General features: G+C 61.4%; 28 protein-coding genes. 17 read left to right on the top strand and 11 right to left on the bottom strand.

The genetic code is table 11. The features are described 5' to 3' along the window. Nucleotides 1-69 precede the first annotated feature (69 nt). Together BM216_RS12875 and BM216_RS12870 are read right to left on the bottom strand one after the other, a co-directional pair. Nucleotides 70-2,613, bottom strand: coding sequence for an ABC transporter permease (locus BM216_RS12875; RefSeq protein WP_092999578.1), 2,544 nt, complete (start codon nucleotides 2,611-2,613; stop codon nucleotides 70-72). Beyond that, a complete protein-coding gene (locus tag BM216_RS12870; RefSeq protein ID WP_092999577.1) occupies nucleotides 2,610-3,320 on the bottom strand; it encodes an ABC transporter ATP-binding protein in 711 nt (236 codons plus the stop codon). Before BM216_RS12870 ends, BM216_RS12875 begins: the two co-directional genes overlap by 4 nt. 107 nt (nucleotides 3,321-3,427) lie before the next feature. On the opposite strand from BM216_RS12870, the gene BM216_RS12865 reads away from it, so the two are divergent. The 4 genes from BM216_RS12865 (at nucleotide 3,428) to BM216_RS12850 (ending at nucleotide 5,499) form a co-directional block, all read left to right on the top strand. Next, the gene (locus BM216_RS12865; RefSeq protein ID WP_092999756.1) at nucleotides 3,428-4,054 is read left to right on the top strand and encodes an arylesterase; all 627 of its coding nucleotides are present in this window, start codon (nucleotides 3,428-3,430) and stop codon (nucleotides 4,052-4,054) included. Between the two features lie 69 nt (nucleotides 4,055-4,123). Further along, complete coding sequence (thpR, locus tag BM216_RS12860; RefSeq protein ID WP_092999576.1) at nucleotides 4,124-4,714, top strand: RNA 2',3'-cyclic phosphodiesterase; 591 nt, start codon at nucleotides 4,124-4,126, stop codon at nucleotides 4,712-4,714. Between the two features lie 11 nt (nucleotides 4,715-4,725). Beyond that, nucleotides 4,726-5,028, top strand: coding sequence for a 4a-hydroxytetrahydrobiopterin dehydratase (locus tag BM216_RS12855; RefSeq protein ID WP_092999575.1), 303 nt, complete (start codon nucleotides 4,726-4,728; stop codon nucleotides 5,026-5,028). Between the two features lie 66 nt (nucleotides 5,029-5,094). Further along, nucleotides 5,095-5,499: a YkvA family protein gene (locus BM216_RS12850; protein ID WP_092999574.1), complete on the top strand. Its 405-nt coding sequence runs from the start codon at nucleotides 5,095-5,097 to the stop codon at nucleotides 5,497-5,499. 15 nt (nucleotides 5,500-5,514) lie between these two features. Here BM216_RS12850 and BM216_RS12845 read toward each other — a convergent pair whose 3' ends face one another. After that, nucleotides 5,515-6,075, bottom strand: coding sequence for a sigma-70 family RNA polymerase sigma factor (locus BM216_RS12845; protein WP_092999573.1), 561 nt, complete (start codon nucleotides 6,073-6,075; stop codon nucleotides 5,515-5,517). 321 nt (nucleotides 6,076-6,396) lie between these two features. On the opposite strand from BM216_RS12845, the gene BM216_RS12840 reads away from it, so the two are divergent. From BM216_RS12840 to BM216_RS35015, 3 genes are all read left to right on the top strand, one after another. Beyond that, entirely contained in the window at nucleotides 6,397-6,900 is a 504-nt protein-coding gene (locus tag BM216_RS12840; protein ID WP_092999572.1) for an invasion associated locus B family protein, read from the top strand. Nucleotides 6,901-7,141: 241 nt separating this feature from the next. Next, a complete protein-coding gene (rlmN, locus tag BM216_RS12835) occupies nucleotides 7,142-8,380 on the top strand; it encodes a dual-specificity RNA methyltransferase RlmN (RefSeq protein ID WP_092999571.1) in 1,239 nt (412 codons plus the stop codon). Between the two features lie 221 nt (nucleotides 8,381-8,601). Continuing rightward, a complete protein-coding gene (locus BM216_RS35015) occupies nucleotides 8,602-8,733 on the top strand; it encodes a hypothetical protein (RefSeq protein ID WP_280141678.1) in 132 nt (43 codons plus the stop codon). On the opposite strand, the gene BM216_RS12830 is transcribed toward BM216_RS35015, so the two are convergent. Then, nucleotides 8,734-9,375, bottom strand: coding sequence for a LysE family translocator (locus BM216_RS12830; protein WP_092999570.1), 642 nt, complete (start codon nucleotides 9,373-9,375; stop codon nucleotides 8,734-8,736). It lies immediately after the preceding gene. Between the two features lie 71 nt (nucleotides 9,376-9,446). Continuing rightward, a complete protein-coding gene (locus BM216_RS12825) occupies nucleotides 9,447-10,304 on the bottom strand; it encodes an SDR family NAD(P)-dependent oxidoreductase (RefSeq protein WP_092999569.1) in 858 nt (285 codons plus the stop codon). A 113-nt stretch (nucleotides 10,305-10,417) separates the two neighbouring features. Here BM216_RS12825 and BM216_RS12820 point away from each other — a divergent pair, with 113 nt between their 5' ends. Both BM216_RS12820 and BM216_RS12810 read left to right on the top strand, forming a co-directional pair. Next, entirely contained in the window at nucleotides 10,418-10,666 is a 249-nt protein-coding gene (locus BM216_RS12820) for a type II toxin-antitoxin system ParD family antitoxin (protein ID WP_092999568.1), read from the top strand. A 407-nt stretch (nucleotides 10,667-11,073) separates the two neighbouring features. Next, on the top strand, nucleotides 11,074-12,297 hold the full coding sequence (locus tag BM216_RS12810; RefSeq protein WP_092999566.1) for an argininosuccinate synthase: 1,224 nt from the start codon (nucleotides 11,074-11,076) through the stop codon (nucleotides 12,295-12,297). Nucleotides 12,298-12,352: 55 nt separating this feature from the next. Here BM216_RS12810 and BM216_RS12805 read toward each other — a convergent pair whose 3' ends face one another. After that, on the bottom strand, nucleotides 12,353-13,528 hold the full coding sequence (locus BM216_RS12805; RefSeq protein WP_092999565.1) for a multidrug effflux MFS transporter: 1,176 nt from the start codon (nucleotides 13,526-13,528) through the stop codon (nucleotides 12,353-12,355). Between the two features lie 22 nt (nucleotides 13,529-13,550). Further along, entirely contained in the window at nucleotides 13,551-14,045 is a 495-nt protein-coding gene (locus tag BM216_RS12800) for a MarR family winged helix-turn-helix transcriptional regulator (RefSeq protein ID WP_092999564.1), read from the bottom strand. 250 nt (nucleotides 14,046-14,295) lie between these two features. On the opposite strand from BM216_RS12800, the gene BM216_RS12795 reads away from it, so the two are divergent. The 7 genes from BM216_RS12795 (at nucleotide 14,296) to ppa (ending at nucleotide 23,615) form a co-directional block, all read left to right on the top strand. Then, nucleotides 14,296-16,383 (top strand): M3 family metallopeptidase, encoded by a 2,088-nt coding sequence (locus tag BM216_RS12795; protein ID WP_092999563.1) that lies wholly within the window; start codon nucleotides 14,296-14,298, stop codon nucleotides 16,381-16,383. 142 nt (nucleotides 16,384-16,525) lie between these two features. Next, a complete protein-coding gene (locus BM216_RS12790) occupies nucleotides 16,526-17,620 on the top strand; it encodes an ABC transporter ATP-binding protein (protein ID WP_092999562.1) in 1,095 nt (364 codons plus the stop codon). 13 nt (nucleotides 17,621-17,633) lie between these two features. Beyond that, nucleotides 17,634-18,593 carry an ABC transporter substrate-binding protein gene (locus BM216_RS12785; RefSeq protein WP_092999561.1) on the top strand — a complete coding sequence of 320 codons (960 nt, stop codon included), beginning with the start codon at nucleotides 17,634-17,636 and terminating at the stop codon, nucleotides 18,591-18,593. A 24-nt stretch (nucleotides 18,594-18,617) separates the two neighbouring features. Continuing rightward, nucleotides 18,618-20,297, top strand: coding sequence for an ABC transporter permease (locus BM216_RS12780; protein ID WP_092999560.1), 1,680 nt, complete (start codon nucleotides 18,618-18,620; stop codon nucleotides 20,295-20,297). Between the two features lie 120 nt (nucleotides 20,298-20,417). After that, entirely contained in the window at nucleotides 20,418-22,241 is a 1,824-nt protein-coding gene (gene typA / locus BM216_RS12775) for a translational GTPase TypA (RefSeq protein WP_092999559.1), read from the top strand. A gap of 202 nt (nucleotides 22,242-22,443) precedes the next feature. Further along, the gene (locus tag BM216_RS12770; RefSeq protein WP_092999558.1) at nucleotides 22,444-22,956 is read left to right on the top strand and encodes a GNAT family N-acetyltransferase; all 513 of its coding nucleotides are present in this window, start codon (nucleotides 22,444-22,446) and stop codon (nucleotides 22,954-22,956) included. A 125-nt stretch (nucleotides 22,957-23,081) separates the two neighbouring features. Continuing rightward, entirely contained in the window at nucleotides 23,082-23,615 is a 534-nt protein-coding gene (ppa, locus tag BM216_RS12765; protein ID WP_092999557.1) for an inorganic diphosphatase, read from the top strand. 3 nt (nucleotides 23,616-23,618) lie between these two features. Here the strand turns inward: ppa and BM216_RS12760 are convergent, their stop codons facing one another. Continuing rightward, nucleotides 23,619-23,930, bottom strand: coding sequence for a DUF167 domain-containing protein (locus BM216_RS12760; RefSeq protein WP_244530165.1), 312 nt, complete (start codon nucleotides 23,928-23,930; stop codon nucleotides 23,619-23,621). Then, the gene (locus tag BM216_RS12755) at nucleotides 23,927-24,217 is read right to left on the bottom strand and encodes a YggT family protein (RefSeq protein WP_092999555.1); all 291 of its coding nucleotides are present in this window, start codon (nucleotides 24,215-24,217) and stop codon (nucleotides 23,927-23,929) included. Before BM216_RS12755 ends, BM216_RS12760 begins: the two co-directional genes overlap by 4 nt. A 186-nt stretch (nucleotides 24,218-24,403) precedes the next feature. Between BM216_RS12755 and BM216_RS12750 the strand changes: the two genes are divergently transcribed. Next, nucleotides 24,404-25,642 carry an MFS transporter gene (locus tag BM216_RS12750; protein WP_092999554.1) on the top strand — a complete coding sequence of 413 codons (1,239 nt, stop codon included), beginning with the start codon at nucleotides 24,404-24,406 and terminating at the stop codon, nucleotides 25,640-25,642. Nucleotides 25,643-25,648: 6 nt separating this feature from the next. Here the strand turns inward: BM216_RS12750 and BM216_RS12745 are convergent, their stop codons facing one another. Both BM216_RS12745 and BM216_RS12740 read right to left on the bottom strand, forming a co-directional pair. Next, nucleotides 25,649-26,422 (bottom strand): glutamine amidotransferase, encoded by a 774-nt coding sequence (locus BM216_RS12745; RefSeq protein WP_092999553.1) that lies wholly within the window; start codon nucleotides 26,420-26,422, stop codon nucleotides 25,649-25,651. A gap of 4 nt (nucleotides 26,423-26,426) precedes the next feature. Further along, nucleotides 26,427-26,912, bottom strand: a complete 486-nt coding sequence (locus BM216_RS12740) for a tellurite resistance TerB family protein (protein WP_092999552.1) — start codon at nucleotides 26,910-26,912, stop codon at nucleotides 26,427-26,429. Nucleotides 26,913-26,922: the final 10 nt, after the last annotated feature.

The following is a 26,922-nucleotide window of genomic DNA, read 5'->3' as shown; positions in this document are numbered from 1 at the left end:
AGCAACCTGTGGGACATTCTGACGCGAAATTGATCAATGCCAATCAGCAATAATGCAACCTATGCGATATTATAGCTCTCTCAGGACCGGAGCTGCCTTCTGGCCCAGGATCCTCCAGGTGCCGATGAGGCCTATGCCGACCGTCAGAACGAGAGACAGGATGATCGTCGTGATCGCCACGTCCGGCAGGAAGCCCCATTGCATGCGCATGATGCGGGCCACCACGAACCATGCCGCGATGCCGCCTGCCAGAAGCGCGAAAACGGCCGTCGCGGCGCCGAGTATGACATATTCGTAGCCGAAGGCCCGCATCAGCATCGTGCGTGTCCCGCCAAGCGTCTTGAGCACGACCGCATCGTGGGTTCGCGCCCTGTTGCCGGCAGCGAGCGCACCGGCAAGCACCAGGACCGATGCGATCAGCGCCACTGCGGCGGCTGCGCGGATGGCGGTTGCAAGCTGGCCGACCAGCTGGTCGACGAGATCGATCGCGTCCTTGACGCGGACGCTGGTAATGGTGGGGTAGGCGTCAGTCACCGTTCGCAGGATCTCCGCCTCCTTGGCGGCCGATGCCGACGGGTCGGTCAGGGTCGAAAGCCACGCATGGGGTGCGCCCTGGAAGGTGTTGGGCGAGAAGATCATGACGAAGTTGATCGAAAGCGATTGCCATTCGACATTGCGGAAACTGGCGATCTTGGCGGTGATATTGCGGCCGAGCACGTTGACGGTGACGGTATCGCCGAGTTTCAGGCCGAGTTCGCCCGCCTCCTCGGCCGAGAAGGACACGAGCGGTTCACCGGAATAATCCTGCGGCCACCATTCGCCCTCTGTCAGTGTCGACCCTTCCGGCGTGTTTTTCGCATAGGTGATGCCGCGGTCGCCGCGAAGCACCCAGCGGCCCGCCGCAGGCACGTTCATCTGGCTGACGTCCTGGCCGTTGAAAGCGAGAATGCGCCCGCGCAGCATGGGTACTTCGAAGACTTTGGCCTCCGGCGCCTGCTGTTTCAAAAGCTGGCGGAAACCTTCCACCTCGCTGCCCTGGATATCGACGAAGAAGAAGTTCGGGGCCTGTGCCGAGATGCGGCCCGTCAGCTGGTTGCGCATGTTGCCATCGATCAGCGCCAGCGTCACCAGCAGGGCAAGGCCGAGGCCGAGGGATAGCACGACCGACGGCGTAAGGGCGCCCGGGCGATGGATGTTGCCGATCGCTAGCCGCAATGCCGGCGAGTTGACGCTCGGGCTCTTTCGGGCAAGGGCGGTGATGCCGGCGGCGACGATGCGCAGCAGCAGAAACGCGCCCGCCACGGATATCAGGAATACCGAAGCGATGCGGCGATCGTCAGCCCAGAGGATGGCAAGTGCCGCAAGCGCCGCGAGTGCCGCACCGGCCGCCAGAAGATAAGGCCAGGACGGCAGGCGCCGCGCTTCGAAGCCCTGCTCGCGGAAGAGCGCGGTTGCCGGCACTTCACGGGCGTGGCCAAGCGGCAGGATGGCGAAGGCGAAGGTAACGACGATACCGAAGGCCGCGGCAATGGCGAGCGCCGAAGGATAAAGCGCGCCGCCCTCCGGCACGGGCAGGACGCCCTCCAGATAGTGGAAGGCGATGAACGGGGCGATGGCGCCTACCACGAGCCCGACCACGATGCCCACCGCAGCCAGCAGCATGATCTGGATTAGGTAGATCATGGTCACGACAGAAGCCGGTGCGCCGAGGCATTTGAAGGTCGCGATCGTTGTCCGCTTGGCGTCGAGAAATGCGCGCACGGCATTGGCGATGCCGACGCCGCCGACGATGAGGGCCGTGAGGCCGACCAGCGTGAGGAATTGCGAGAAACGGTCGATGTTCTCGGCAAGGGAGGGGGCTGCGCGGTCGCTGGTGCGCACCGACCAGCCGGCGTCGGGAAATTCCTTGCCGGCGCGGGCGGCGATCGCTCCGCGCGTCGAAGGTTCGGCGAGCCGGATCTTGTAGGAATGTTCGACAAGGCTGCCGACTGCGATCAGGCCCGAGGCAGCCAGTGCATCGCGGCTGACCATCAGTCGCGGCGCGAAGCCGAAACCGTCGGACAGGGCATCGGGTTCGTTGGTAATCGTGCCGCGAACCATGATGCGGGTGTTGCCGAGAAGGAGTTCGTCACCCGGCGAAAGCCCAAGGCGATCCATGAGCAGCGGCGCGGCCAGCGCGCCGTAAATGCCGCCTTCCTGGCCAAGGAGATCCGGCAGCGGCTGCTGCGGCTCGGTCTCGACCGTGCCGTAGAGCGGATAGCCGCCATCGACACCCTTGACCTCGACAAGCGCCTGTCCCGACCCGTCAGCCTTGCGCGCCATGGATCGCAGGCCGGTCGACACGCTGACCTCGCCGAGACCCTCGAGGAAGGCCGTTTCCGGTTCGCTGGCTTCGCGATTGTTGAGCTCGAAACGCAGGTCGCCTGCAAGCAGCGATTGGCCCTGGCTCGATATGGCTCCGGTGATTGCCGTCGAGACGGAGTTGACGGTCGCAATCGCGCCGGTTCCGAGCGCGATGCAGCCGAGGAAGATGTAGAAGCCGCCGAGGCCGCCGCGCATCTCGCGCAGGGCAAGGCGAAAGGCAATCGAAAGCCGGGCCATCGCCGGGCTCATGCGGACACCGCCCGGCCGAGGCTTTGGTTCGCGCTGTCCTCGACGATCTCGCCGGAGCGCACTCGAACCTGTCGGGTGCAACGGGCTGCAAGGCTGTTATCATGGGTGACGAGAAGCAAAGTCATGGCGCGCTCGGCCTGCTTGGCAAACAGAAGATCGGCAATCTGCCTGCCGGTCTCGGTATCGAGGTTCCCGGTCGGCTCGTCGGCAATCAGTAAGGCGGGCGAGGGGGCGAGCGCGCGGGCGATAGCGACGCGCTGCTGCTCGCCGCCGGAAAGCTGGCCGGGATAGTGGTTCAGCCGTTCGCCGAGGCCGACGGCCGTCAGTTCGCGCCTTGCGATGTCGAACGCGTCCTTCGAGCCGGCGAGTTCCAGCGGCACGGCGACATTTTCCAAGGCCGTCATGTTGGCGATCAGGTGGAACGACTGGAAGACGATGCCGATATTGCGGCCGCGGAATTCCGCCAGCTTGTCTTCCGAGAAGGTGTGGAGCGGCGCGCCATCGATGACGATCTCGCCGCTGTCCAGCCGCTCGAGCCCCGCCAGCACCATCAGCAAGGTCGACTTGCCCGAACCGGACGGGCCGATAATGCCGACAGCCTCGCCCGCCTCGATCGTGAGGTCGATCCCTTTCAGGACGTGGACTGAGGCGGCGGCATTGCCAAGAGTAAGGTCGGCATTTTTGAGGTCGATGACGGTTTTAGTCAAAATGAGAAGCCCTATATCAAGGATATGCCGAACATATCCCGCCCGGTTTTCGAAAATCTAGGAGACGTCGTGTGAGTTTTAAAGCAAGCCTTCTTCACTTCGTCGTCATGGCTGGCGCATGGGTCGGCGTTTGTCTTGGCTTTTCCCCGGTCGCAGCCCAGGAGCGCGCGATCAATCTGGTCGGTTTCGGCGATAGTCTGATGGCAGGTTATCAGCTTGCGCCCAATGAATCCTACACGGCCCAGCTCGAAGCGGCGCTGAAGGCCAAGGGGGTCAATGTCGCGATCACCAATGCCGGGGTCTCCGGCGACACGACCTCGGGCGGACTGTCGCGCATCGACTGGTCGGTTCCGGATGGCACTGACGGAGTGATACTCGAACTCGGCGCGAATGATGCGCTGCGCGGCATCGCGCCGGAGCAGTCCGAGAAAAACCTCGATTCCATGATTTCCAGGTTGAAGGAGAGGAATATCCCCGTCCTGCTCGTCGGCATTCTCGCACCGCCGAACATGGGCGGCGACTATGCCGAAAAGTTCAACCCGATCTACAAGCGCCTCGCGGAGAAATATTCCACGCCGCTCTATCCGTTCTTTCTCGATGGCGTGGTGACGGTCAGCGGAATGCAGCTCGAAGACGGCATGCATCCGAACGCGAAAGGTGTCGCCGCCATGGTCGAGCGTTCGCTGCCGCTGGTCGAAGCATTTCTAGGGGAGATCGGTTCGGCGAATAAATAACTACTTGCACGGAACGGCATTGCATGATTCGCTGTTAGTATCTGCAAGAGATTCGAGGAGGTTCAGCGTATGCCGAGACTTTTCACCGCCCTCGAAGTTCCGCGCAATGTTGCCATGTCACTTTCTCTCCTGCGGGGAGGAATACCGGGCGCGCGCTGGATAGATGTCGAAAACTATCACATTACTCTGCGCTTCATCGGTGATGTCGACAACCGCACGGCCGACGAGATCGTCGATCGGCTGGACCGGATCGACCGGCCCGAGTTCCAGACAAAGCTGACCGGGATCGGTTCCTTCGGCTCTAAGAAGCCGCATTCCGTCTGGGCCGGCGTGTCGGTGTCGCCCGAATTACTGGCGCTCCAGGGCGAGATAGAACGGATATGCCAGCAGCGCATCGGCCTGCCGCCGGATCCGCGCAAGTTCATGCCGCATGTCACGCTGGCGCGGCTGAAGAATTGCCGGCTCGATGACGTGGTGCATTATCTTTCAGGCCGCGGCAATTTCTACACCGCGCCCTTTACGGTATCGCGCTTCGTGCTGATGTCGTCGAAGGAATCCGTCGGCGGCGGTCCCTACCTGACAGAGGAGATATTCTCCCTGTCCGAAACCCATTCCGCCTACGAATACGGCGATATGGAGCCCGCCAAGCAGTATCTCTGAGGATGCCCGCAATGGCCTATATGCTGCTCGATGCCGAGGCTGTCGCCCGGGAGGTGGCAAAGCTTGACGGCTGGGGCCTTGGAGCGGACGGGGTGTCGATTTCCAAAAGCTTCAAGTTTGCGAGCTTCGTGGAGGCATTCGGCTTCATGGCCGAGGTGGCGCTTGTGGCGGAGAAGCTTGATCATCATCCTGACTGGAGCAACAGCTATTCGCGGGTCGATGTGACGTTGACAACGCATGCCAAGAAGCAGCTGACCGATCGCGACTTCAGACTGGCTTCCGCGATGGATGAGGCTGCGGCCCGGCGTTCCTGAATTCCGCGCCTTTGATTTCCGTTGCCGTTGGTCCCATATCATACATGGCAACTCGACGGAGCTTCCATGGACGACGTTAAAATCGGCGAAATCCTTCTTCCTGGTGATGAAGACACCCAGACGCGCCGGGAAAAACAGGTGCGGGCCAAGTTCTGGCCGACGCTCAAGCGGGCAGCGCGTTATGTTCCTTTCAGCCGGGATCTTGTCGCGTCCTACTATTGCGCGGTCGACCCCAAGACGCCGATGCGCGTGCGCGGGATCCTGCTCGCGGCGCTCGCCTACTTCATCCTGCCTTTCGATTTCCTGCCGGACGTGCTGGTCGGCGTCGGCTTTACCGACGACATGGCGGTGATTGCGGCTGCCCTCAAGATGATCCAGGGGCATATCGCCGATCGGCACTATGACGCCGCCGACCGGGTGCTGGCGGATAATCCGGACATCCAGGCGCCAGAGGCCGGCAAGAAGGCCTGAAACGGTCACCTGCGACTAGATAGGTGAGGTACCTTCCAGCGCCTTGCGCAAGTGTTGGAAGGCCAGCCGGATACGTGATTTGACCGTACCAAGCGGTAGGCCCGTCGCGGCGGCGATCTCCGAATGGGACTGCCCGAGAAAGAACGCGGCCTGCACCAACTTCATCTGTTCGCCGGGGATCTGGCTCAGGGCGCGGCGAACACGGGCATCCCGTTCCTCGCCCTCGAGAAGCGAATCCGTCGCCTCCATCTCTATCAGGAGCCATTCGGTTTCGCCGAGGGCCTGTTTGCCGCGGGCACGCCGCTGGGCATCCAGCCTGCGATTGCGTGCAATGCGGAACAGCCAGGTGGACAGCGAGGATTTCTGCGGGTCGTAGAGCGAAGCGCGATGCCAGAGAATGGTCATCACTTCCTGTACCAGTTCTTCGGCTTCATCGACGGCAACGGACTGATGAACAAGCCAGGATTTCAGGCGCGGGCCAAAATGGTCGAAGAGCAGGCCGAAGGCTGCTTGATCGCGCTGCTCAGCCACTGCTCTGGCCAGGCGCGCAAAATCGTCCCTGTCTTCACCCTGCATCCAGACTACGCAATTTTTTCTGACTTAGATTCGCATCATATGCGGCCATACTAATGTCATTGCCGGAGTTTGGAAGAGGACAAACTCTTGCCTAATTCGTTATGTCATTGACACAACAACCCACCGAGTTCCCGCTCATGCCGCGACGGGCTGTCTCTCCTCGAGCCGAGGCTCATGGAAATGGTCTGCAAAACTAGTATGCAGACCATCGCGGTGTTGACGGATTGGTAACCAGAATTAAGTCAAAATGAACCTAATCATGGCCCGTCTCACACAGTTCTTCGGCTGAGACGTCACGTATAACAGACCCGGCAGGAACCCATGTTCGCACGCACAGTCGCAATCGCACTCGCTCTTACGTTCGTAAGCGCAGGCTTCGCCTCGGCCCAGACGCCGACCCGTATCCAGCAGTTCAAGGCCTGGGGTGCCTATTCGTACAAGTCCGGCAACAGCACCGTCTGCTATGTCCTGTCCGTGCCCACAACCAAGGAGCCGGCAAACGTCGACCACGGTGATATCTTCTTCATCGTCTCGCAGCGCCCGGGCCAGAACATTTCCTACGAACCGCAGGCCATGGTCGGCTATTCGCTGCAGGCCAATTCCAAGGTCACCGTGACGGTCGACGGCAAGAACTTCACGATGTTCACCAAGGACAAGGCTGCCTGGGTCGAGAACGCTGCCGAAGAGCCGGCACTCGTCGCTGCCATGAAGAGCGGAAGCTCGATGAGCGTCAGCGCCGTTTCCGGTCGCGGCACCAAGACTTCCTACACCTATCAGCTCGCCGGCATTTCCGCCGCGCTGAAGCAGATTGAATCCTGCAAGTAAGCGGGTTTGCCTTTCGAAATTCTGCTGAAGGCCGGCTCGTCCGGCCTTTTCGCATTGCAGCCCTGTTCTGCAACGATAGTGACGTGGCCCTGATTTGATGCTAAAGGCCGCGGCAACACTGGTTCCGCGCTATGCTTTGAAGAGCAGCGCTTTGCGAACCACAGGAATTCACGGATAGTTATGCCAGACGATGCACCCTGATGAAGTGCGTGCTCGGCATCTGTTGGACAGGATGAAAGACATGTCGGTTTCCGCGGCTCTCGCACCCGTCGAGATCAAGGCCCCTCTGGTCGCTAATCCGGACCTCTTCAGCGCCAAGCCGTCGCTGATCGGCCTGACGCGCGAGATGATGGCGAATGCCCTGAAGGAAAAGGGCGTTCCCGAAAAGCAGGTGCGCATGCGCGTCAGCCAGCTGTGGCACTGGCTCTATATCCGCGGCGTGTCCGATTTCGATGCGATGACCAATGTCGCGAAGGACATGCGCGAAATGCTGAAGGCGCATTTCACCATAGCTCGTCCCGAGATCGTCGAAGAGCAGGTGTCCAATGACGGCACGCGCAAGTGGCTGCTGCGCTTTCCGCCGCGTGGTGCCGGTCGTCCGGTCGAGGTCGAGACCGTCTACATCCCGGAAGAAGGTCGCGGTACGCTCTGCATTTCCAGCCAGGTCGGCTGTTCGCTCACCTGTTCTTTCTGTCACACGGGCACGCAGAAACTCGTCCGCAACCTGACATCGGAGGAAATCCTCGCGCAGCTCTTGCTGGCGCGCGATCGCCTCGGCGATTTCCCGGGTGCCGACACGCCACCGGGCGCTTTCGTGCCGACCGGCGAGCGCAAGGTCACCAATATCGTCATGATGGGCATGGGCGAGCCGCTCTACAATTTCGAGAGCGTCAAGACCGCGCTGCTGATTGCCACCGACGGCGATGGCCTGTCGCTGTCGAAGCGCCGCGTCACTCTGTCGACCTCCGGCGTCGTGCCGGAAATCTATCGTACCGGTGAAGAGATCGGCGTCATGCTGGCAATCTCGCTTCATGCCGTGCGCGACGAACTGCGCGACATGCTGGTGCCGATCAACAAGAAGTATCCGCTCAAGGACCTGCTCGACGCCTGCCGTGCCTATCCGAGCCTGTCGAATGCGCGCCGCATCACTTTCGAATATGTGATGCTGAAGGACGTCAACGACAGCCTGGAGGATGCCAAGCTGCTGACCCAGCTCTTGAAGGGCATTCCGGCGAAGATCAATCTCATCCCGTTCAACCCTTGGCCGGGCACGAATTACCAGTGCTCCGACTGGGCGACGATCGAGAAGTTCGCCGACTTCATCAACCAGGCGGGTTACGCCTCGCCGATCCGCACCCCGCGCGGCCGCGACATCCTCGCCGCCTGCGGCCAGTTGAAGTCGGAATCGGAACGCATGCGCAAGACCGAGCGTCTGGCATTCGAAGCAATGATGATCGCAGGTCACGGCGAAGACGATTGATGGCAAACCTCGTCCGCAACGAAGGGACGAAGCTAACAGCGACCTACTTAAACGTGCGCGCTATAGCGGTTTTCGCCGTCGGTGCCTTGGCGCCGTCTATCAGTGCAACAAGTTCACAGGCCCCACCATGGCCTGTTCTTGTGCCGACCATCGTGATTTGCATTCTCATCTCCACCGCTCTACATTTTTGGTGGCGAGGCGTATTTTAAAGGGTCTTGAAGATGACGAATGAGCTTGCACAGTTTCTGTCATTCATGATCGCGCCGGTCGATATGTTGAGTTTTGCCGGCATCATGCTTTACGTCACGCGTCACGATCGCCGCGACGCAGAGAAAAAGCACTCCTCTCACTAATTACTTTGCCTGAGTGAAAAATATCTTCGCCGCGAACACGGAAAAGACGCCGGCAAAGGTGTAGTCGATGCCGCGCAGGATCTTCGGGTTCGCCTGCAGCCAGGCCGAGAGGCGATCGGCGGCGAGCACAACGATCAGGTTCACCGGCATGCCGATGACGATGAAATAGATCCCGAAGAAGATCAGCTTGCCCGTGACATGCGGGTCCGTCGCGGTGACGAACTGCGGCAGGAAGGTCATGAAGAAGATGATGACCTTCGGGTTCAATATGTTCACCCAAAAGCCGACAGAAACGTTTGCGAGCGCGCTGCTCTGCGGGCGCTCGACCTTTTCGACCGACAGGCTGGAGCCGAAGCGGATCGCCTGGATGGCAAGCCAGAGAAGATAGGCGGCGCCACCGGTCTTCAGGATGAAGAAGGCAGTCGGCGAGGCGGTGATCAGCGCCGAGATACCGAAGGCCACCAGCAGCGTGTGGCAGACGACGCCTAGACTGGTGCCGAGGACCGTATAGAGCGCCGGGCGGCGACCCTGTCCGAGTGCCCGGCTGATCGACAGCGTCATATCCGGTCCGGGCGTTATCGCCAGAAGAAGGCCGGCGGCGGTGAAGGCAAGCAGGGCAGGCAGGCTCGGCAGGAATTCCATGGTCACACTCGAAAGCCGGATGATCGGGGATCCTGATTATCCGGCTTTCGGCATGCTGCCAAATCAATGAATCAGTTGCCTGCTATGAATTCCTTTGATGCGTCGGCGAAATCCGGGTGCCAACGCGACAGCGGTGGACGGTTCTCGATGACATCGCCGATCGCCCAGGCCATGCGGCGTTCGTCGGTTGCGCGGTCGACATCGTTATCGGGGCATAGGATATAGAAATCATCGCGTTCGAGACTTTGCAGCATGAACTCGACCGTCTGTTCCGAGGTCCAGGCGCCTGCCGGCTTTTCGGTGCGACCACCGGCTGCGAGCGGGGTGAAAACGAAGCCGGGAATCAGGAGATGTGCGGATACCTGGCAGCCTTCGGTATTGCGGAGTTCATACTGCAGCGCTTCGGTGAAGGTTTTCACGCCTGATTTCGAGACGTTGTAGGCGGGATCGCCCGGAGGGGTCGTGATGCCCTGCTTGGAGCCTGTGTTGATGATCAGCGCTGGCTCGCCATGGGCGATCATCGCCGGGCCGAATATGCGGCTGCCGTTGACGATGCCCATCAGATTGACGGCGAGCACGTTGTCCCAGTTCGCCTGAGGGCCGAAAATGCTGCTGCCGGGCTGGATGCCGGCATTGTTCATCAGCACATGGACACGGCCGAAGCGCTGCACGACAGCGCGCTCCAGCGCGGCCAGCTCTTCCGGCTTGGACACGTCGGTGCCGATTGCAGCGACATCATGATCGCCGCCTTCGGCAAGACTTGCCACTTCGCGGGCGGCCTCGGCCAGCTTGTCGCCTTCCAGATCGACCAGCACGACGGAAAGGCCCATGCGGGCAAATTCCTTGGCAGCGGCGAGCCCGATGCCTGAGGCGGCGCCGGTAACGACGGCGACATTGTCTTTCTTCAAAGCGGGATGAGTAACGGCCATGGGAGATCTCCTCTTGGGCGCTGCCATTAAAAGGTACGGTTCAAAGGTTGGGCGGATATGGTATGTCTGGCTACTGCGTCAACATGACGGGATATTGAAGCGGAGCCAAGCCGGTGGGCGAGATCAAGTCGATCAAGGTGGACGAGGAGCTGACGGCGTTCGTCAGGAAGCAGGTCGATGGCGGACGTTATGCGTCTGAGAGCGAGGTCGTCGAAGAGGCGTTACGGCTGCTGAAAGAAAGCGAAGAGGAAGCCATCGAGGCGATCCGCACGGCGATCGACGAGGGCGAAGCTTCGGGAGACCCGCAACCGTTTGACCCCGAGGAATTCCTAGTCGAGTTGCATCGCAAGCATGTCGGCTAAGCAAGCTGGATACAAGCTCTCCCCACGAGCAAACCGCGATCTCGCTGAAATCTGGCTTTACACTCGAGACAGTTGGTCGGTCAAACAAGCGAACACGTATTACCGCGAGCTGGTTTCTGCGATGGATGGCTTGGCAGAGGGTGCAAGGCGTGGAAAGCCCATCGACGATATTCGCGCAGGTTAACTGAGTTGGTCATCGGGCTCGCATCGGATCATCTATCGACATAGGCACGGGTTCGTTGTGATCGTCCGCATCCTTCACCAGCGCATGAACGTGCGACGCCATCTCTGATACTGCATCACCCGGTTTTTCTTGCGTGCCTTCGCAAACTCGCTAAAAGTTCCGCCATTCCCGATCCGGCGGCCCTCAACAAAGCCGCCACCACCACAGACGGACGCAAATCGACATGGCACTTCCGAAAGACGTAAAGAAGGTCGTTCTCGCCTATTCCGGCGGTCTCGACACCTCGATCATCCTGAAATGGCTGCAGACCGAACTCAACGCTGAGGTCGTCACCTTCACCGCCGATCTCGGCCAGGGCGAAGAGCTGGAGCCGGCCCGCAAGAAGGCCGAGATGCTGGGCATCAAGGAGATCTATATCGAGGACGTCCGCGAAGAGTTCGTCCGCGATTTCGTCTTCCCGATGTTCCGCGCCAATGCCGTCTATGAAGGCGTCTACCTGCTCGGCACGTCGATCGCCCGTCCGCTGATCTCCAAGCATCTGATCGAGATCGCGAAGAAGACCGGCGCCGATGCCATCGCCCATGGCGCCACCGGCAAGGGCAATGACCAGGTTCGTTTCGAGCTTTCGGCCTATGCGCTGAACCCGGACATCAAGGTCATCGCCCCGTGGCGCGACTGGTCGTTCAAGAGCCGCACCGACCTCCTGAACTTCGCCGAACAGCACCAGATCCCGGTTGCCAAGGACAAGAAGGGCGAAGCGCCGTTCTCGGTCGACGCGAACCTCCTGCACTCGTCCTCTGAGGGCAAGGTTCTTGAGGACCCGGCCGTCGAGGCTCCCGAATACGTGCATATGCGCACGATCTCGCCGGAAGCCGCCCCGGACAAGGCGACCGTCATCAAGATCGGCTTCCGCAAGGGTGATGCCGTCTCGATCAACGGTGTCGAGATGTCGCCGGCGACACTGCTCAAGACCCTCAACGACTACGGTCGCGACAACGGCATCGGCCGTCTCGATCTGGTCGAGAACCGGTATGTCGGCATGAAGTCGCGCGGCGTCTACGAGACCCCCGGCGGCACGATCCTGCTCGCGGCCCACCGCGCGATAGAATCCATCACGCTCGACCGGGGTGCAGCTCACCTCAAGGACGAGCTGATGCCGAAATATGCCGAGCTCATCTATTACGGCTTCTGGTTCTCGCCGGAGCGCGAAATGCTGCAGGCCCTGATCGACAAGAGCCAGGAGCATGTCGAAGGCGAAGTGACGCTGAAGCTCTACAAGGGCAATGTCATGGTCACCGGCCGCGAGAGCGCCAAGTCGCTCTATTCCGACCAGCTCGTTACCTTCGAGGACGACCAGGGCGCCTATGACCAGAAGGATGCGGCCGGCTTCATCAAGCTCAACGCCCTTCGCCTACGCACGCTCGCCAAGCGTAACCAGACGAAGTAAGCCTTCTATCAGCTGCTGAACACGAGCCCCGTCGCCATCTGGCCACGGGGCTTTTTCATTGCCTTCGGCTGATGGTCCGGAAGGCGAAATAGCTTCCGACAGCGATGAACTCCATCAGCGGTATGATCGTGCCGAAGGAGGCGAGCGGTGTGGCGAAGGCGGCAGCCGCAAGGCCGCCGGCAAATCCGCCGCCCATCTGGATGAAGCCCATCAGCGCCGATGCGGAGCCCGCGACTCTTGGAAAGGGCGCCAGTCCGGCGGTAACGATGTGAGGCGTCAGGAAGGCGATGCCGAAGGTGCAGATGCCGACCGGCAGCATGATCGACAGGAAGCTCGGGTCGATCAGGTGGGCAGACAGGAATATCAACGTTCCGCCGACCGCGCTGCAGGCGATGCCGATGGAAACAGTCCTGGGGCCGGACATATGCCTAGACGTCATGCGCAGGGCTACTGAGCCGGCGAGATAGGCACCGGTCTGCGCCAGCATGCCGATGCCGTATTCGGTCGGCGTGAGGCCTACGACGTCGATCAACACGAAAGGCAGCATCGTGCCCTGAGCGTAGAGAGCGCCGACCGAGCCGCCGAGGATGAGCGCCGGAAGGAGAAACCGCATGTCGCCGAGAAGACTGACATAGGTGCGCACAAGCGTTGCCGGCTTGAGGCGCGAGCGATCCGGAATCGCGGTTTCCCTGAGCAGAAAAATGCAGCTTAAGAGCAGGCCGCCGCCGAAGGCGATCATCAGCAGGAAGATCGATTGCCAGCCGAAGGCCGAAAGCGCCAGTCCGCCCACCGTCGGGCCAAGCGCCGGTCCGATGGCGAGGATGATGCCGATCATGTTCATGATCCGCGATGCCTCGGCGCCGGTGAACTGGTCGCGAACGGCGGCACGGGCAACGGTCACGCCAACCGAAGCCCCGATACCCTGGATGAGCCGTCCGGCGAGGATGACGTCGACCGTGCTGGCCATGGCGGCCATCAGCGAACCGAGAACATAGATCGCGAGAAAGGCGATCGAGGCGGCGCGGCGACCGAAAGCGTCGGAGACTGGTCCGGCCAGAAGCTGGGCAATCGCGAAGCCGCCGAAATAGAGCGAGAGGCTGAGCTTGATGGCCGCTTCCGTCGTGTCGAACGCTCGGACCAGTTCGGGCATGGCCGGAGTATAGACCGCCATCGAGACGGGGCCGATGGCTGTCAGGAAGGCGCCGAGCACCGTCGTGCGCCGTTCACTCATCAATGGTGCCGGGGCGGCGGGATCAGCGGCTTTCATTGGATCCGGAGGAGGGCGGCAGGCTGGCCTGGAGGTTCTTGTTCAACTTGGCGAGCGAGGCAGCGAGGCAACGTCTTTCCGTCTCAGGCATGCCGGTTGTGGCCTGCCCGACGATCTTTTCGAATTCCGCCCGGATCCGGCGCAGCATGTCGTCCGATGCCGGCGTCAGGATGATCCGCTTGGCGCGCCGATCGGCGGAGCATTTGTGGCGTTCGATCAGCCCGAGCGCCTGGAGCTTGTCGAGATAGGCGCAGAGCGTCATCGGTTCCACGCCCATCCGCGCCGCGATATCGAGCTGACGGTTGCCCTCGAGATCGGCGATATTGATCAACGCTCTCGCCTCGCCGGCGGTGAGGCCGAGACCGGCCTCGGAAATGCGCTGCTCGAAGGCCGCACGCATCAGCCGCGCGGCATCGACGATGAGGAAGCCCAACGGGTCGCGCAGGGGCGGTGCGGAAGATATCTCGGCCAAACTGGTCATAAGTCTGCCTTACTATCTTTCAGTTGTAGCGCAAATCGAAAACCGCGGCGATCGCGGAACGTCTGCGTGACCTCGCAAGGCGCCCCAAGCCGCCCAAGACGGTTAGGATTGAAATGATGGGCTGGACACATCGCCGATATCCATCATTTTTGCCCCTTGCTTATTGCAGAGATGCGTCCCGCCTCACACTTGATGCAGGCGTCCCCTATCCTATGCTTACGACAAGTCATTTTCGCAGAAGGAACATTCCATGGCTCAGGCTCCCGTCAATCGCGCTCTCGTCGAATGGAATGGTCATGAGGGCCTTCCGAAATTTGATCTGGTCAAGGACGAGGATTTTGCGGAGGCCTTCGATGCGGCGATCGCAAGCCACGAGGCGGAGATCGATGCGATCAGCGGAAATCCGGAGCCTGCGACATTCGACAATACCGTCGTTGCGCTGGAAGTGGCCGGTGACGAGCTTTCCCGCGTCTCGTCCCTTTTCTGGGGCAAGGCCGGTGCCCATACCAACGATACGATCCAGGCGCTGGAACGGGTGATGGCGCCGAAAATGTCGCGTCACTATTCCAAGATCGGCACCAATGCGGCGCTGTTTGCCCGCATCGATACGCTTTGGGGCAAGCGTAAGGAACTCGACCTGACGCTCGAGCAGGAACGCGTTCTGGAACGTCACTGGAAGGGCTTCGTCAAGGCCGGCGCCAAGCTGGAAAAGGCCGAGCAGGACCGGCTGGCGGAGATCAACGAAAAGCTCGCCGGCCTTGGTGCGCAGTTCGGGCAGAACGTTCTCGGCGACGAGAAGGACTGGTCGCTGCTGCTGACGGATGAGGCTGATCTCGAAGGGTTGCCGACCTTTCTTCGCGATGCGATGGCGTCGGCCGCGAAGGATCGCGGCGAGCCGGCCGGTTATGCGGTGACGCTGTCGCGTTCGATCATCGATCCGTTCCTGACTTTCTCGGCGCGGCGTGATTTGCGCGAACAGGCCTTCAAGGCTTGGGTGGCGCGCGGTGAAAACGGGGGCGATCGGGACAATATCGGCATCGTGCGCGAGACGCTCGCGCTTCGCGCCGAGAAGGCAAAACTGCTCGGCTATGAGAATTATGCTGCGCTAAAGCTCGACGACACGATGGCGAAGACGCCAGACGCGGTGAACAGCCTGTTGAACAAGGTCTGGGACAAGGCGCGCGGCAAGGCGCTGGAGGAAGAGGCAAGCTTGTCGGGGCTGATTGCCGAGGAAGGCAAGAACCATCCGGTCATGCCCTGGGACTGGCGCCATTATGCCGAGAAGCTGCGGGAACGCACATTCTCCTTCTCGGAATCGGAGCTGAAGCCCTATCTGCAGCTGGAAAAGGTCATTGACGCCTGCTTCGATGTTGCGGGCCGGCTGTTCGGCATCAAGGCGAAAGAGGTCAAGGGCGTGCCTGCCTATCACCCCGATGTCAGGGTTTTCGAGATCTACGACGGCGAGGGCAAGCTGAAGGCGCTGTTCCTCGGCGACTATTTCGCCCGGTCATCCAAGCGCTCGGGTGCCTGGATGAGCTCGTTCCAGTCGCAGCACAAGCTGCCGCTGAAGAACGGTTCGGTTGGTGAATTGCCGATTATCTACAATGTCTGCAATTTCGCGAAGCCCGCCGAAGGCAAGCCGGCGCTGCTGTCGCTCGAGGATGCCCGCACGCTGTTCCACGAGTTCGGGCATGCGCTGCATGGCATGCTGTCGGATGTCACCTATCCCTCTGTCTCCGGAACCGGCGTCTCGCGCGACTTCGTCGAATTGCCGTCGCAGCTTTACGAGCATTGGCTGACGGTGCCGGAAATTCTGGAAAAATACGCCGTTCATTACGAGACCGGCGCGCCGATGCCGAAGGATCTGCTAGACAAGGTTCTCGCGGCCCGCACCTTCAATGCCGGTTTCGCCACTGTCGAGTATACGTCCTCGGCGCTGGTCGACATGGCTTTCCACACGAAGGCGGTCGTCGATGATCCGATGGCGGTTCAGGACGAAGTTCTGGCTGAACTGAACATGCCCGCCTCCATCGTGATGCGCCACGCCACCCCGCATTTCCAGCATGTCTTTTCCGGCGACGGCTATTCGGCCGGCTACTATTCCTACATGTGGTCGGAAGTGCTCGATGCGGATGCCTTCTCCGCCTTCGAAGAGGTCGGCGACGTGTTCGACCCGGTCACGGCGCGCAAGCTGAAGAACAATGTCTATTCGGTCGGCGGCTCCATCGATCCGGAAGTCACCTACAAGGCCTTCCGCGGCAAGCTTCCCGATCCGGAAGCGATGCTGAAGAAGCGGGGGCTTTCGATGGTCGCGGAGCTGACAGGCGGCGACGTCTAGTTGAGCGAGGGCTCTATTTGTAGTCCTGGCTCTACCCTGGGTTTTTCTTGGCATGTATGGCGACCTTGAGTGGGGCGTTGTCACATGACTGTCATCGACGCTTAATAATCAACCGGCATCGCCCTCCCGATGCCGGTTTTTCATGACTTCTGAGCCAGACGCGACCACTGCCGCCGTTTCGACGGCTGACCTCCAGCTGCATTACGGGCAGACGACGGTGCTGAAGGGTATCGACATCGCCCTTGGGCGCGGCAAGACGCTGGCGCTGCTCGGCCCTTCCGGCTGCGGCAAGACCACGCTTCTGCGTCTGGTCGCGGGCCTTTTGGCGCCGAGCAAAGGCTCAGTTTCCATCGCGGGTAAGGTCGTGGCGGATGCCGCGACGGGCGCCTTCGCACCGCCGGAAAAGCGCAATCTCGGCATGGTCTTCCAGGATTATGCGCTCTGGCCGCATATGACGGTCGGCGGCAATGTGGCCTTCCCGCTGGAAATGCGCGGTATCGGCCGCACTGAGCGGCAGGCGCGGACCATGCGGGCGCTGGAGCGTGTCGGGTTGTCCGCCTTTGCCGATCGCCGCCCGAGCGATCTCTCCGGCGGCCAGCAGCAGCGCGTCGCGATCGCCCGCGCCATCGTCGCCGAGCCGCAGCTCATCCTGTTCGACGAACCGCTTTCGAACCTCGACCGCGAGCTGCGCGAAAACATGGTCGGCGAACTGGCGGAACTGATCGCCTCGCTCGGCCTCACTGCCATCTATGTGACCCATGATCACTCGGAAGCGCTGACGCTGGCCGATCAGGTCGCCGTCATGCGCGCCGGCCGTGTCGAGCAGCTTGCGTCTCCCGACGCGCTGATCGCCCGCCCGGCCACGCCCGAAGTCGCCGACTTCCTGCGTCTCGGCGGTATTGCCGACCTCGAACGTCGTGGTGAGAGCTGGAACTTCAAGGGCAGCGATATCGCGCTGATGCCGGCGGCGACCGGTGCCGTTGGAACTGCCCGTGTGTTGATCCCGGTCGCGGCCATCATGCCCGGCGACATGCAGCCCGGCCGCCTGGCTGCAACCGTGCTGCGCTCGCAATTCCGCGGTGACGGGCATCTGGCCACTGTTTCGCTTGCCGGTACCGACCATGTCGAACTGCAGGTCCTGAGCCGCATCAAGCTGCGTCCCGGCGAAAGCGTCGGTCTTGCCATCGATTCCAACCAGGTCCGCTGGTTCGAAAACTCTCTGCCTTCACCCCAATAGGAGATTTTGGGATATGTTCAAGTCGCTGAAGAGCCTTACACTCGGCGTCGTTGCCGCCACGCTTCTGGCCGGCGTCGCCCATGCCGACATCACCGTCTACACCGCCGGCCCGCAGAGCCTGATCGACAAGATGTCGGAAGGCTTCACCAAGGAGACCGGCATCAAGGTCAACGTTTTCCAGGCGACGACCGGCAAGGTCATGGCCCGTATCGAGGCAGAAGCCTCCAATCCGGTCGTCGACGTGCTGATCTCCGCTTCTTGGGACACCGCGACCGATTTCGCCAAGCGCGGCTGGCTCGTGTCCTATACAAGCCCGAACGCTGCCAAGGTTCCTGACTTCCTGAAGACCGACACCGCCGTTGCCCAGGGCATCTCGGCCCTCGGCATCGCCTGGAACACCAAGAGCGGCACGCCGAAGCCTTCCGAATGGGCTGACCTGACAAAGCCGGAATACAAGGACATGGTCAACATTCCCGACCCGGCGCAGTCTGGCTCGTCCTTCGAACTGACCGCCGCTCTCGCCGGCCAGGACGATTTCAAGCTGTTCAAGGATCTGCAGGCCAATGGCGCGATCATTGCCGGCGCCAATGCCGAAGCGCTGAACCCGGTTCTGCAGGGCGCCAAGGCCGCCGTCTTCGGCGCTGTCGACTACATCACGCTCGCCGCCGCCAAGAAGGGCGAAACGGTCGAGGTCGTCTTCCCGGCTTCCGGCACGGTCATCGCGCCGCGTCCGGCGATGATCCTCAACTGGTCGAAGAACCAGGACGAGGCGAAGAAGTTCATCGACTACATGCTGTCCGACGCAGGCCAGAAGATGGTTGCCGCCCAGATGCTGATGCCGGCCCGTACCGACATCCCGGCCGATCGCCCGCTGATCGGCGATCTGAAGCTGCTGAAGTTCGACAACGCTGCCGTCTACGGCAAGCGCAAGGAAACGCTCGGCGAGATCACCAAGATCTTCGGCGGCAAGTAAGACGCTCGGGCAGGGGACGGCAGAATGAAGGGACATGCGAATGGCGGATCGGCTCCGGCCGCCTGGCTGGCGATTGCGGGACTGGTTCTCGTCGTCGCCGTTCCCTTCGCAGCCGTCGTCCTGCAGGGCATTTTTCCCAATCTCGGACAGGGCTCGTTTTCGGGCCCTTTCTCCTCGTTCGTCGCGACGCTGAATGACAGCGCGCTGATCGGCATGGCCGGCAACACGGTCCTGCTCGGCGCCTGCGTGGTTCTGGCCTCGGCGCTGGTCGCGGTTCCGCTCGGCGTGTTTCGCGCGCTTTACCGCGTGCCGCTGGCGCCGCTCTGGGACGTGCTTCTGCTCGTGCCCTTCATGATCCCGCCCTATATCGCCACGCTCGGCTGGATCATGACGCTGCAGCCACGCGGTTATCTGCAGCAGGTTTTGGGCTTCAACCTCGCGCCCTTCCTGTTTTCGCTGGCGGGCATGACCGTGGTCATGGCCTTCAACACCTTTCCGGTCGTCTATTTCGCCGTCTCCCGCACGGTGGAAGCGGTCGGCGCCCGTTATGCCGATGTCGGCCGCGTCTTCGGCGCGACGCCGGCCAAAGCCTTCTGGCGCATCACGTTGCCGCTCTCCGCGCCCGGGCTGGCGGCCAGCCTGATGCTGGTCTTTGCCGCGGCGATCGAGGAATACGGCACACCGGCAGCGCTTGGCCGCCGCGCCGGTTTCCAGGTTCTCGTGACCGGTATCGACTTCAGGATCTCCGACTGGCCGATCGACCTGCCGGGTGCTTCCATCATGTCGCTGCTGCTGGTCGGGCTGTCGCTCGTTACCTTCCTCGGCCAGCGCTGGATTTTGTCGCGCCGCTCCTATCAGACCGTCAACGGCAAGCCGACGGCCAAGGACAAGCGGCCGCTCGGCGCGATGAAATTGCCGGTCGTGCTGGCCTTCGCCATAGTTTCCTTCTTGGCGACGGGCGTGCCGCTGCTCTCGATCCTGGCGACGGCGCTATCGAGGACGATCTCCGGCGGGCTGGCGCTCGATAATATGAGCCTCGACAATTTTGCGCTGGTCTTCCAGAACAGCGCCGGCGCGCTCGGCGCTCTCGCCAACAGTTTTTCGCTCGGGATCGGCACGGCTCTGATCACCGGCCTGATCGGCGTCACCGCCGCCTATACGGTGGTCAAGACGAAGATCCGCGGCCGGCTGGCCATCGATACGCTGACAATCATTCCGAACGCGCTTCCGGGCATTGTCGTCGCCGTCGGCCTGATCCTCGCTTGGAACATGCCTTGGCTGCCGGCGACGCCCTACAACACGCCGTTCATCCTGCTGCTCGCCTATTGCTGCATCCTGCTGCCGCAGCCGATGCGGTATGCGGCCGCTGCCTTCCAGCATATCGGCGATAATCTGGAAGCCGCAGCGCGCGTCTTCGGCGCCTCCGGCGTGACGGCCTTCCGGCGCATCCTTCTGCCGCTCGTCTTCCCCAGCCTTGCGTCGGCCATGCTGCTGGTCTTCGCACTCGCCTCTCGTGAACTCGTCGCCTCCGTCGTCATCGCCCCCGTCGGCATGCAGACAATTGCCACCTTTATCTGGCGGCAGTTCGAGCAGGGTTCGATCGGTCTCGGCATGGCCATGGCCTTCATCGCCATCCTCATCACCACCCTCCTGCCGCTCCTGCTTCTGGCACTCCTGAGGCGCAGCGGATTGGTGGCCGAATAGGGATCAAAAGCTCACTATGCGCTCGCCCCCTTTCGCTAAGGCGAAAAACAGGGTATGAGCGCGCCAACGAAATTAGGCGCCTCCTCCCATTTGCGCGCCCCAACTTCAGAGAACCCCAATATGGCACTTCGCAACATCGCGATCATCGCGCACGTTGACCATGGCAAAACGACCCTCGTAGATGAGCTCCTGAAGCAGTCCGGTTCGTTCCGCGAGAACCAGCGTGTTGCAGAACGCGTCATGGACTCGAACGATCTCGAAAAAGAACGCGGCATCACCATTCTCGCCAAGGCGACCTCCGTCGAGTGGAAGGGCGTTCGCGTCAACATCGTCGACACCCCCGGCCACGCCGACTTCGGCGGCGAAGTCGAGCGCATTCTCTCGATGGTGGATGGCGCGATCGTTCTGGTCGACTCGTCCGAAGGCCCGATGCCTCAGACCAAGTTCGTCGTCGGCAAGGCACTCAAGGTTGGTCTGAAGCCGATCGTTGCGATCAACAAGATCGACCGTCCGGACGGCCGCCACGAAGAAGTCATCAACGAAGTTTTCGACCTGTTCGCGAACCTCGACGCCACCGACGAACAGCTCGACTTCCCGATCCTCTACGGTTCCGGTCGTGACGGCTGGATGAACTTCAACCCTGAAGGCCCGAAGGACGAAGGTCTGGCACCGCTGCTCGATCTGGTTCTCAAGCACGTTCCGGAGCCGAAGGTCGAAGAAGGCCCGTTCCGCATGATCGGTACGCTTCTCGAAGCCAACCCGTTCCTCGGCCGCATCATCACCGGTCGCGTAGCTTCCGGCTCGATCAAGCCGAACCAGGCCGTCAAGGTTCTGTCCCAGGACGGCAAGACGGTGGAAACCGGCCGTATTTCCAAGATCCTCGCATTCCGCGGTATCGAGCGTCAGCCGATCGAAGAAGCAGTTGCCGGTGACATCGTCGCCATTGCCGGTCTCTCCAAGGGCACCGTTGCCGACACGTTCTGCGACCCTTCGATCACTGAAGCCATGCAGGCCCAGCCGATCGACCCGCCGACCGTCACCATGTCCTTCATCGTCAACGACTCGCCGCTGGCCGGCACCGAAGGCGACAAGGTTACCTCGCGCGTCATTCGTGACCGCCTGTTCAAGGAAGCCGAAGGCAACGTCGCTCTGAAGATCGAAGAAGCCGAAGGCAAGGATTCGTTCTACGTTTCCGGCCGTGGCGAACTTCAGCTCGCCGTTCTGATCGAAACCATGCGTCGTGAAGGTTTTGAGCTTGCCGTTTCGCGTCCGCGCGTCGTCATGCACAAGGACGAAACGACTGGCCAGACCATGGAGCCGATCGAAGAAGTCGTCATCGACGTCGATGAAGAACATTCCGGCGTCGTCGTGCAGAAGATGTCCGAGCGCAAGGCCGAGATGACCGAACTGCGTCCTTCGGGCGGCAGCCGCGTTCGTCTGAAGTTCCTTGCTCCGACCCGCGGCCTGATCGGCTACCAGTCGGAACTTCTGACCGACACGCGCGGCACGGCGATCATGAACCGCCTGTTCAACGACTACCAGCCTTACAAGGGCGAGATCTCCGGCCGTACCAACGGCGTTCTCCTGTCCAACCAGGCTGGTGAAGCTGTTGCCTACGCCATGTTCAACCTGGAAGACCGCGGCCCGATGATCATCGAGCCGGGCGACAAGGTCTATATGGGCATGATTATCGGCATCCATACCCGCGACAACGACCTCGAGGTCAACGTTCTGAAGGGCAAGCAGCTGACGAACATCCGTTCGGCCGGCAAGGACGAAGCCGTTCGTCTGACCCCGCCGATCCGCATGACCCTCGACCGCGCGCTCTCCTGGATCCAGGACGACGAGCTGATGGAAGTCACGCCGAAGTCGATCCGCCTGCGCAAGATCTATCTCGATGCGAACGACCGCAAGCGCTTCGACAAGTCGAAGGCTGCTCTCTAATCTTGCATTAGTTTCGATGCACTCAAGCCCCGGCAGCAATGCCGGGGCTTTTTCTTGTGCCCTGCTTCGCTCAAGGCTTGTTACGAAGGTTAAAAAGGCGTTAACGTGACTGTCGTTGTCCCCATGAAAACCCTGTGGGCAATCCGTCTGGTTAATGGAAGACCGGTGGCGGATTGGGCACGGCTGGACCTAAAGTTGCGTTATGAAGACGTTGTCGATCGATGTTCGGCGGGCTGATCCGCAAGACGCGCGAGCTATCTCGGAAGTGCACCGGGAAGCCTGGGCTCAGGCCTATGCCGGCCTTATCCCGCACAAGTCTTTGACCCAGATGCTGGAGCGTCGCGGCGAAGGCTGGTGGCGCAAGGCGACCGACGGGCCGGCAACGCTTCTGGTCCTCGATGTCGCCGGCAAGATCGCCGGCTATGCCACGATCGGCCTTAATCGCGCGCGGGCGCTCCCCTATGACGGCGAAATCTACGAGATCTATCTGCGCCCGGAATTCCAGGGCATCGGCCTTGGTCGGCGCCTGTTCGGCGAAAGCCGCAGGCTGTTGAAGTCGCTCGGCTGCGAAGGCCTGGTCGTCTGGTGCCTGGAAGACAGCGAGCATGCCAGCAGCTTTTTCCGGCGTCATGGCGGCGTGGATGCTGTCGAAGGCATGGAGGATTTCGGCGGTACCCAGCTTCGCAAGCTCGGCTTCGTCTGGCCTGCGACTTAAGGCCACTGCCCGGTCGAGGGCGCGTCTGCCCGACCGCTTACGTGTGCAATCAGAGACTTATTGCCTTGCCGGGCAATTCCCGCTATCGACGTTTTGATTGAAATTGAACCTGATTGAGGATCAAAATGCGTATCGATGCAATCTCCATCGGCAAGAACCCGCCGGAAGACGTCAACGTCATCGTTGAAGTTCCGGTTGGCGGCCAGCCCATCAAGTACGAGATGGACAAGGAAGCCGGCGCGCTGATCGTCGACCGTTTCCTCTATACGCCGATGACCTATCCGGGCAATTACGGCTTCATCCCGCATACGCTGTCGGAAGATGGCGATCCGTGCGACGTGCTGATCTGCAATACCCGTCCGCTGGTGCCGGGTTGCGTCATCAACGTGCGCCCGGTGGGCGTGATGATCATGGAAGACGATGGCGGGAAGGACGAGAAGATCCTGGCCGTTCCGGTTCCGAAGCTTACCCAGCGCTACGACAAGATCAAGAACTACACCGATCTGCCGGAAATCACGCTGAAGCAGATCGAGCACTTCTTCGAGCATTACAAGGATCTTGAGCCCGGCAAGTGGGTCAAGATCGGCGGTTGGCAGGATGTCGACGTTGCCAAGAAGCTGATCGTCGAAGCGATCGACCGCTACAAGGCGTCGAAGTAAGCTTCAGCCTTCGGCCAGGGTTTTCAGCCTTTTCGACAAATCCTCCGGATCACCATCGATCCGGAGGATTTTTTTGCGCGCGGTTTCGCCGGAGATGAAGCCGACTGCGCTTTTCGGAATTCGTAGTTTCTTGGAAAGAAGCGCGATCAGCGCCTTGTTGGCCTTGCCGTTCTCGGGCACGGCGGCCACGCGGGCTTTCAGGTAATCCTGGCCCTCGGCATTCGTCTCGATGCCGTCTATCGCATCCCGTCCGCCATTCGGTGTCAGGCGGACGGTCAGTCTCACATGATCGGGAAAGGCGCTGAACGCGCTCACGCGACCATTGGGTAAAGCGTCGTCCACATGAACGAGCGCAGGAAGAAGATGATCAGCAGAACGATGATCGGGGAGATGTCGATGCCGCCGAGATTGGGCAGGACGCGACGCAGCGGCGCCAGGACCGGTTCGGTGACGTTGTAGAGAAAGCGGCCGATCGCCTCGACGAACCGATTGCTCGAATTGATCACGTTGAAGGCGTAGAGCCAGGAGAAGATGGCGCTTGCAATCAGCACCCAGGTGTAGAGGTTCAAGGCCAGGTCAATGGTCTGAAACAGCGCGAGCATTCACGTCTCCAATCGCGTTGCCGGGTCCGTCCTGCCAGAGCAGCAGCGAACGGGGCCGTAATTCCTAGTTGACAGACATGTAGACATTGGAGAACTAACGGGCAAGTGCCGCGTCCGCCGCTCGCCCGGGATGTTTAACGTCAACGGGTGCCAGTTTCGCCCCATCGGGCCCTGAAAGATCTTGCGATGTCCATTCCCGCCGACGGCGACCGTTTTGCAGCCTTTCGCCATGCCTCCTATACCCGCTTCTTTCTGTCCCGCTTCTTTGCCGCCTTCGCGATCCAGATCATCAGCGTCTCGGTCGGCTGGCAGATGTATGACGAGACGCGCAACCCGCTCTATCTCGGCCTGATCGGCCTCTTCCAGTTCCTGCCGTCGCTGCTCCTCATCCTCGTCACCGGTACGGTCGCCGACCGTTACAATCGCCGCATGATCATGGCGGTCTGCATGGTTGTGGGAGCCGCCTGCTCGGCGGCGCTGCTAGGCCTGACGATCACCGGCACGTTCTCGCCCTGGATCGTGTTCGCCATTCTCGTCGTCTTCGGTATCGAGCGCGCCTTCATGGGGCCGGCCGTCCAGTCGCTCGGCCCCAACCTGGTGCCGGAGCGGGATCTCGCCAATGCGGTCGCGTGGAACTCGTCCTCGTGGCAGACTGCATCCATCCTCGGTCCCGTCGGTGGCGGCCTTCTTTATGGCCTCAGCGCAACGGCCGCCTATGGCGTCGCGCTGGTGCTGCTCGCGCTTGCCGCGTTGTTGGTCTTCCTCATTCCGAAGCCCGCGCAGAAGACGTCGGCCAGCAAGGTCGATCTCGAACATATCCTTGCCGGCTTCCGCTTCATCTCGCAGGAGAAGGTGGTGCTCGGCGCGATCTCGCTCGATTTGTTCGCGGTGCTTCTCGGCGGCGCCGTGGCGCTGATGCCGATCTTTGCGCGCGATATCCTCGATCTCGGACCATGGGGCCTCGGCCTGCTGCGCGCCGGTCCCGGCATCGGGGCGATCTTCGTGGCGGTCTGGCTCGCTTTCCATCCGATCCGCCATCATGCCGGCCTTGCCATGTTCGTCGGCGTCGGGTTCTTCGGCCTCGGCACGCTGGTCTTCGGCCTGTCGTCGACGCCATGGCTGTCGATCGCCGCGCTGATGTTGATGGGCGCAGCCGACATGATCTCGGTCTATATCCGCGAGACGCTGATCGCGCTCTGGACGCCGGACGAGGTGCGTGGCCGCGTCAATGCCGTCAACATGGTCTTCGTCGGTGCGTCCAACGAACTCGGCGAATTCCGCGCGGGCACGATGGCGCATGCCTTCGGTGCGGTTCCGGCCGTCGTGATTGGCGGCGTCGGCACGCTCGCTGTCACGGTGATCTGGGCACTCGGTTTCTCCAAGCTGCGCCGCATCGACACGCTGGAAGCGCCCGAGCGCGCTTGAGCCGGTTCAGGCCGAACGTAGATTGAAACCGGCCTGGCTATTGGCGGCGTTCTTCGCCGCCGTCTCGTCGCGCAGGAAGACGAGATCGAGGAAATCCGACAGCCACGCCCTGAGCGGCGCGTCGAAGATCATCCGGCCTTCCAGGTGTTCGCGACCCTGCTGGGCATTCGGCAGGGCGAAGTAGTCCGCACCGTGCACGATCCAGCGCTGCATCATCGCGCGGGTCAGTTCCGCGTGAAACTGAACGCCCCAGACATTGTCGCCGTAACGGATCGCCTGATGGGGATAGGCGTCGCCCTCGGCCAGCAGCTTTGCACCGCGGGGAAGGCCAAAACCCTCGCCGTGGAAGTGATAAACCATGTTCGGCCATTTCATCAGCAGGCGGCCGTGCTCTGTCGTGCGCAACGGATACCAGCCGATCTCGGTTGCTCCCTTGCCGTTGGCCTCGACCTTGCCGCCGAGATGGCGCACCATCATCTGGGCGCCGAGGCATATGCCGAGAAAGGGCTTGTTCTCCTTCAGCGGTACGCCGATCCAGTCGATTTCCTGTTTCACAAAGGGGTCAGGCGCATTGGCGCTCATCGGGCCGCCGAAAATGACGGCGCCGGAATGGCCGGACAGCGTGCCCGGCAGCGCATCGCCGAGGACGGGACGTCTAACGTCGAGCGGAAAGCCTTTGTCGAGCAGCATCTGGCCAACACGGCCAGGGGATGAAAGCTCCTGATGGAGCACGATCAGTATGGGTAGAAAAACCGTCTTTTGACGGGGAAGCACAAGCATTTGGTTAGCCTTTACTCTCCTCGCGCTCTCCTCCTGCAAGACGCGCCGCGGCCTCCTGGCGCTGCAGCACGCGATCCCGGGACGATACGCCGAGCAGATCCGCGATCCTCCAGATCACATGATCCTCGATTTCGCTTCTCTGTCCATCGGCGTAGACGATGTCCCAGAGAATGCCGAGAAGCTCGACGCGGTCGTCTTCTTTGACCAGGTGCCTTCTTAGATCCGAAGTGAATCGGTAATAGTCAACCGCCTCGCTGCCGGCCCGATGACCGGTCTCAATCAGCGAGTTGAGCCGATCGCGGCTGAGGTCATAGCGCTCACGCAGCAGGTCGCGAAACTTCTGCTGCTCCTTTTCGGAGACATTGCCGTCCGCCTCCATCACCTGGAAACAGAGCGCCACGAAGGCGACGCGCGGATCATCCGGCGCGAATTCGCCGTCGTGATGGGATGAGGTCAGCGTATGGAGAAAGGCCTGAATGCGGTCCAACATGGATAAGGCC

Origin of the sequence: Rhizobium sp. NFR07, from assembly GCF_900111905.1 — a bacterium.
GTDB lineage: Bacteria > Pseudomonadota > Alphaproteobacteria > Rhizobiales > Rhizobiaceae > Neorhizobium.
This window is presented reverse-complemented; position numbering and strand designations above follow the sequence as displayed.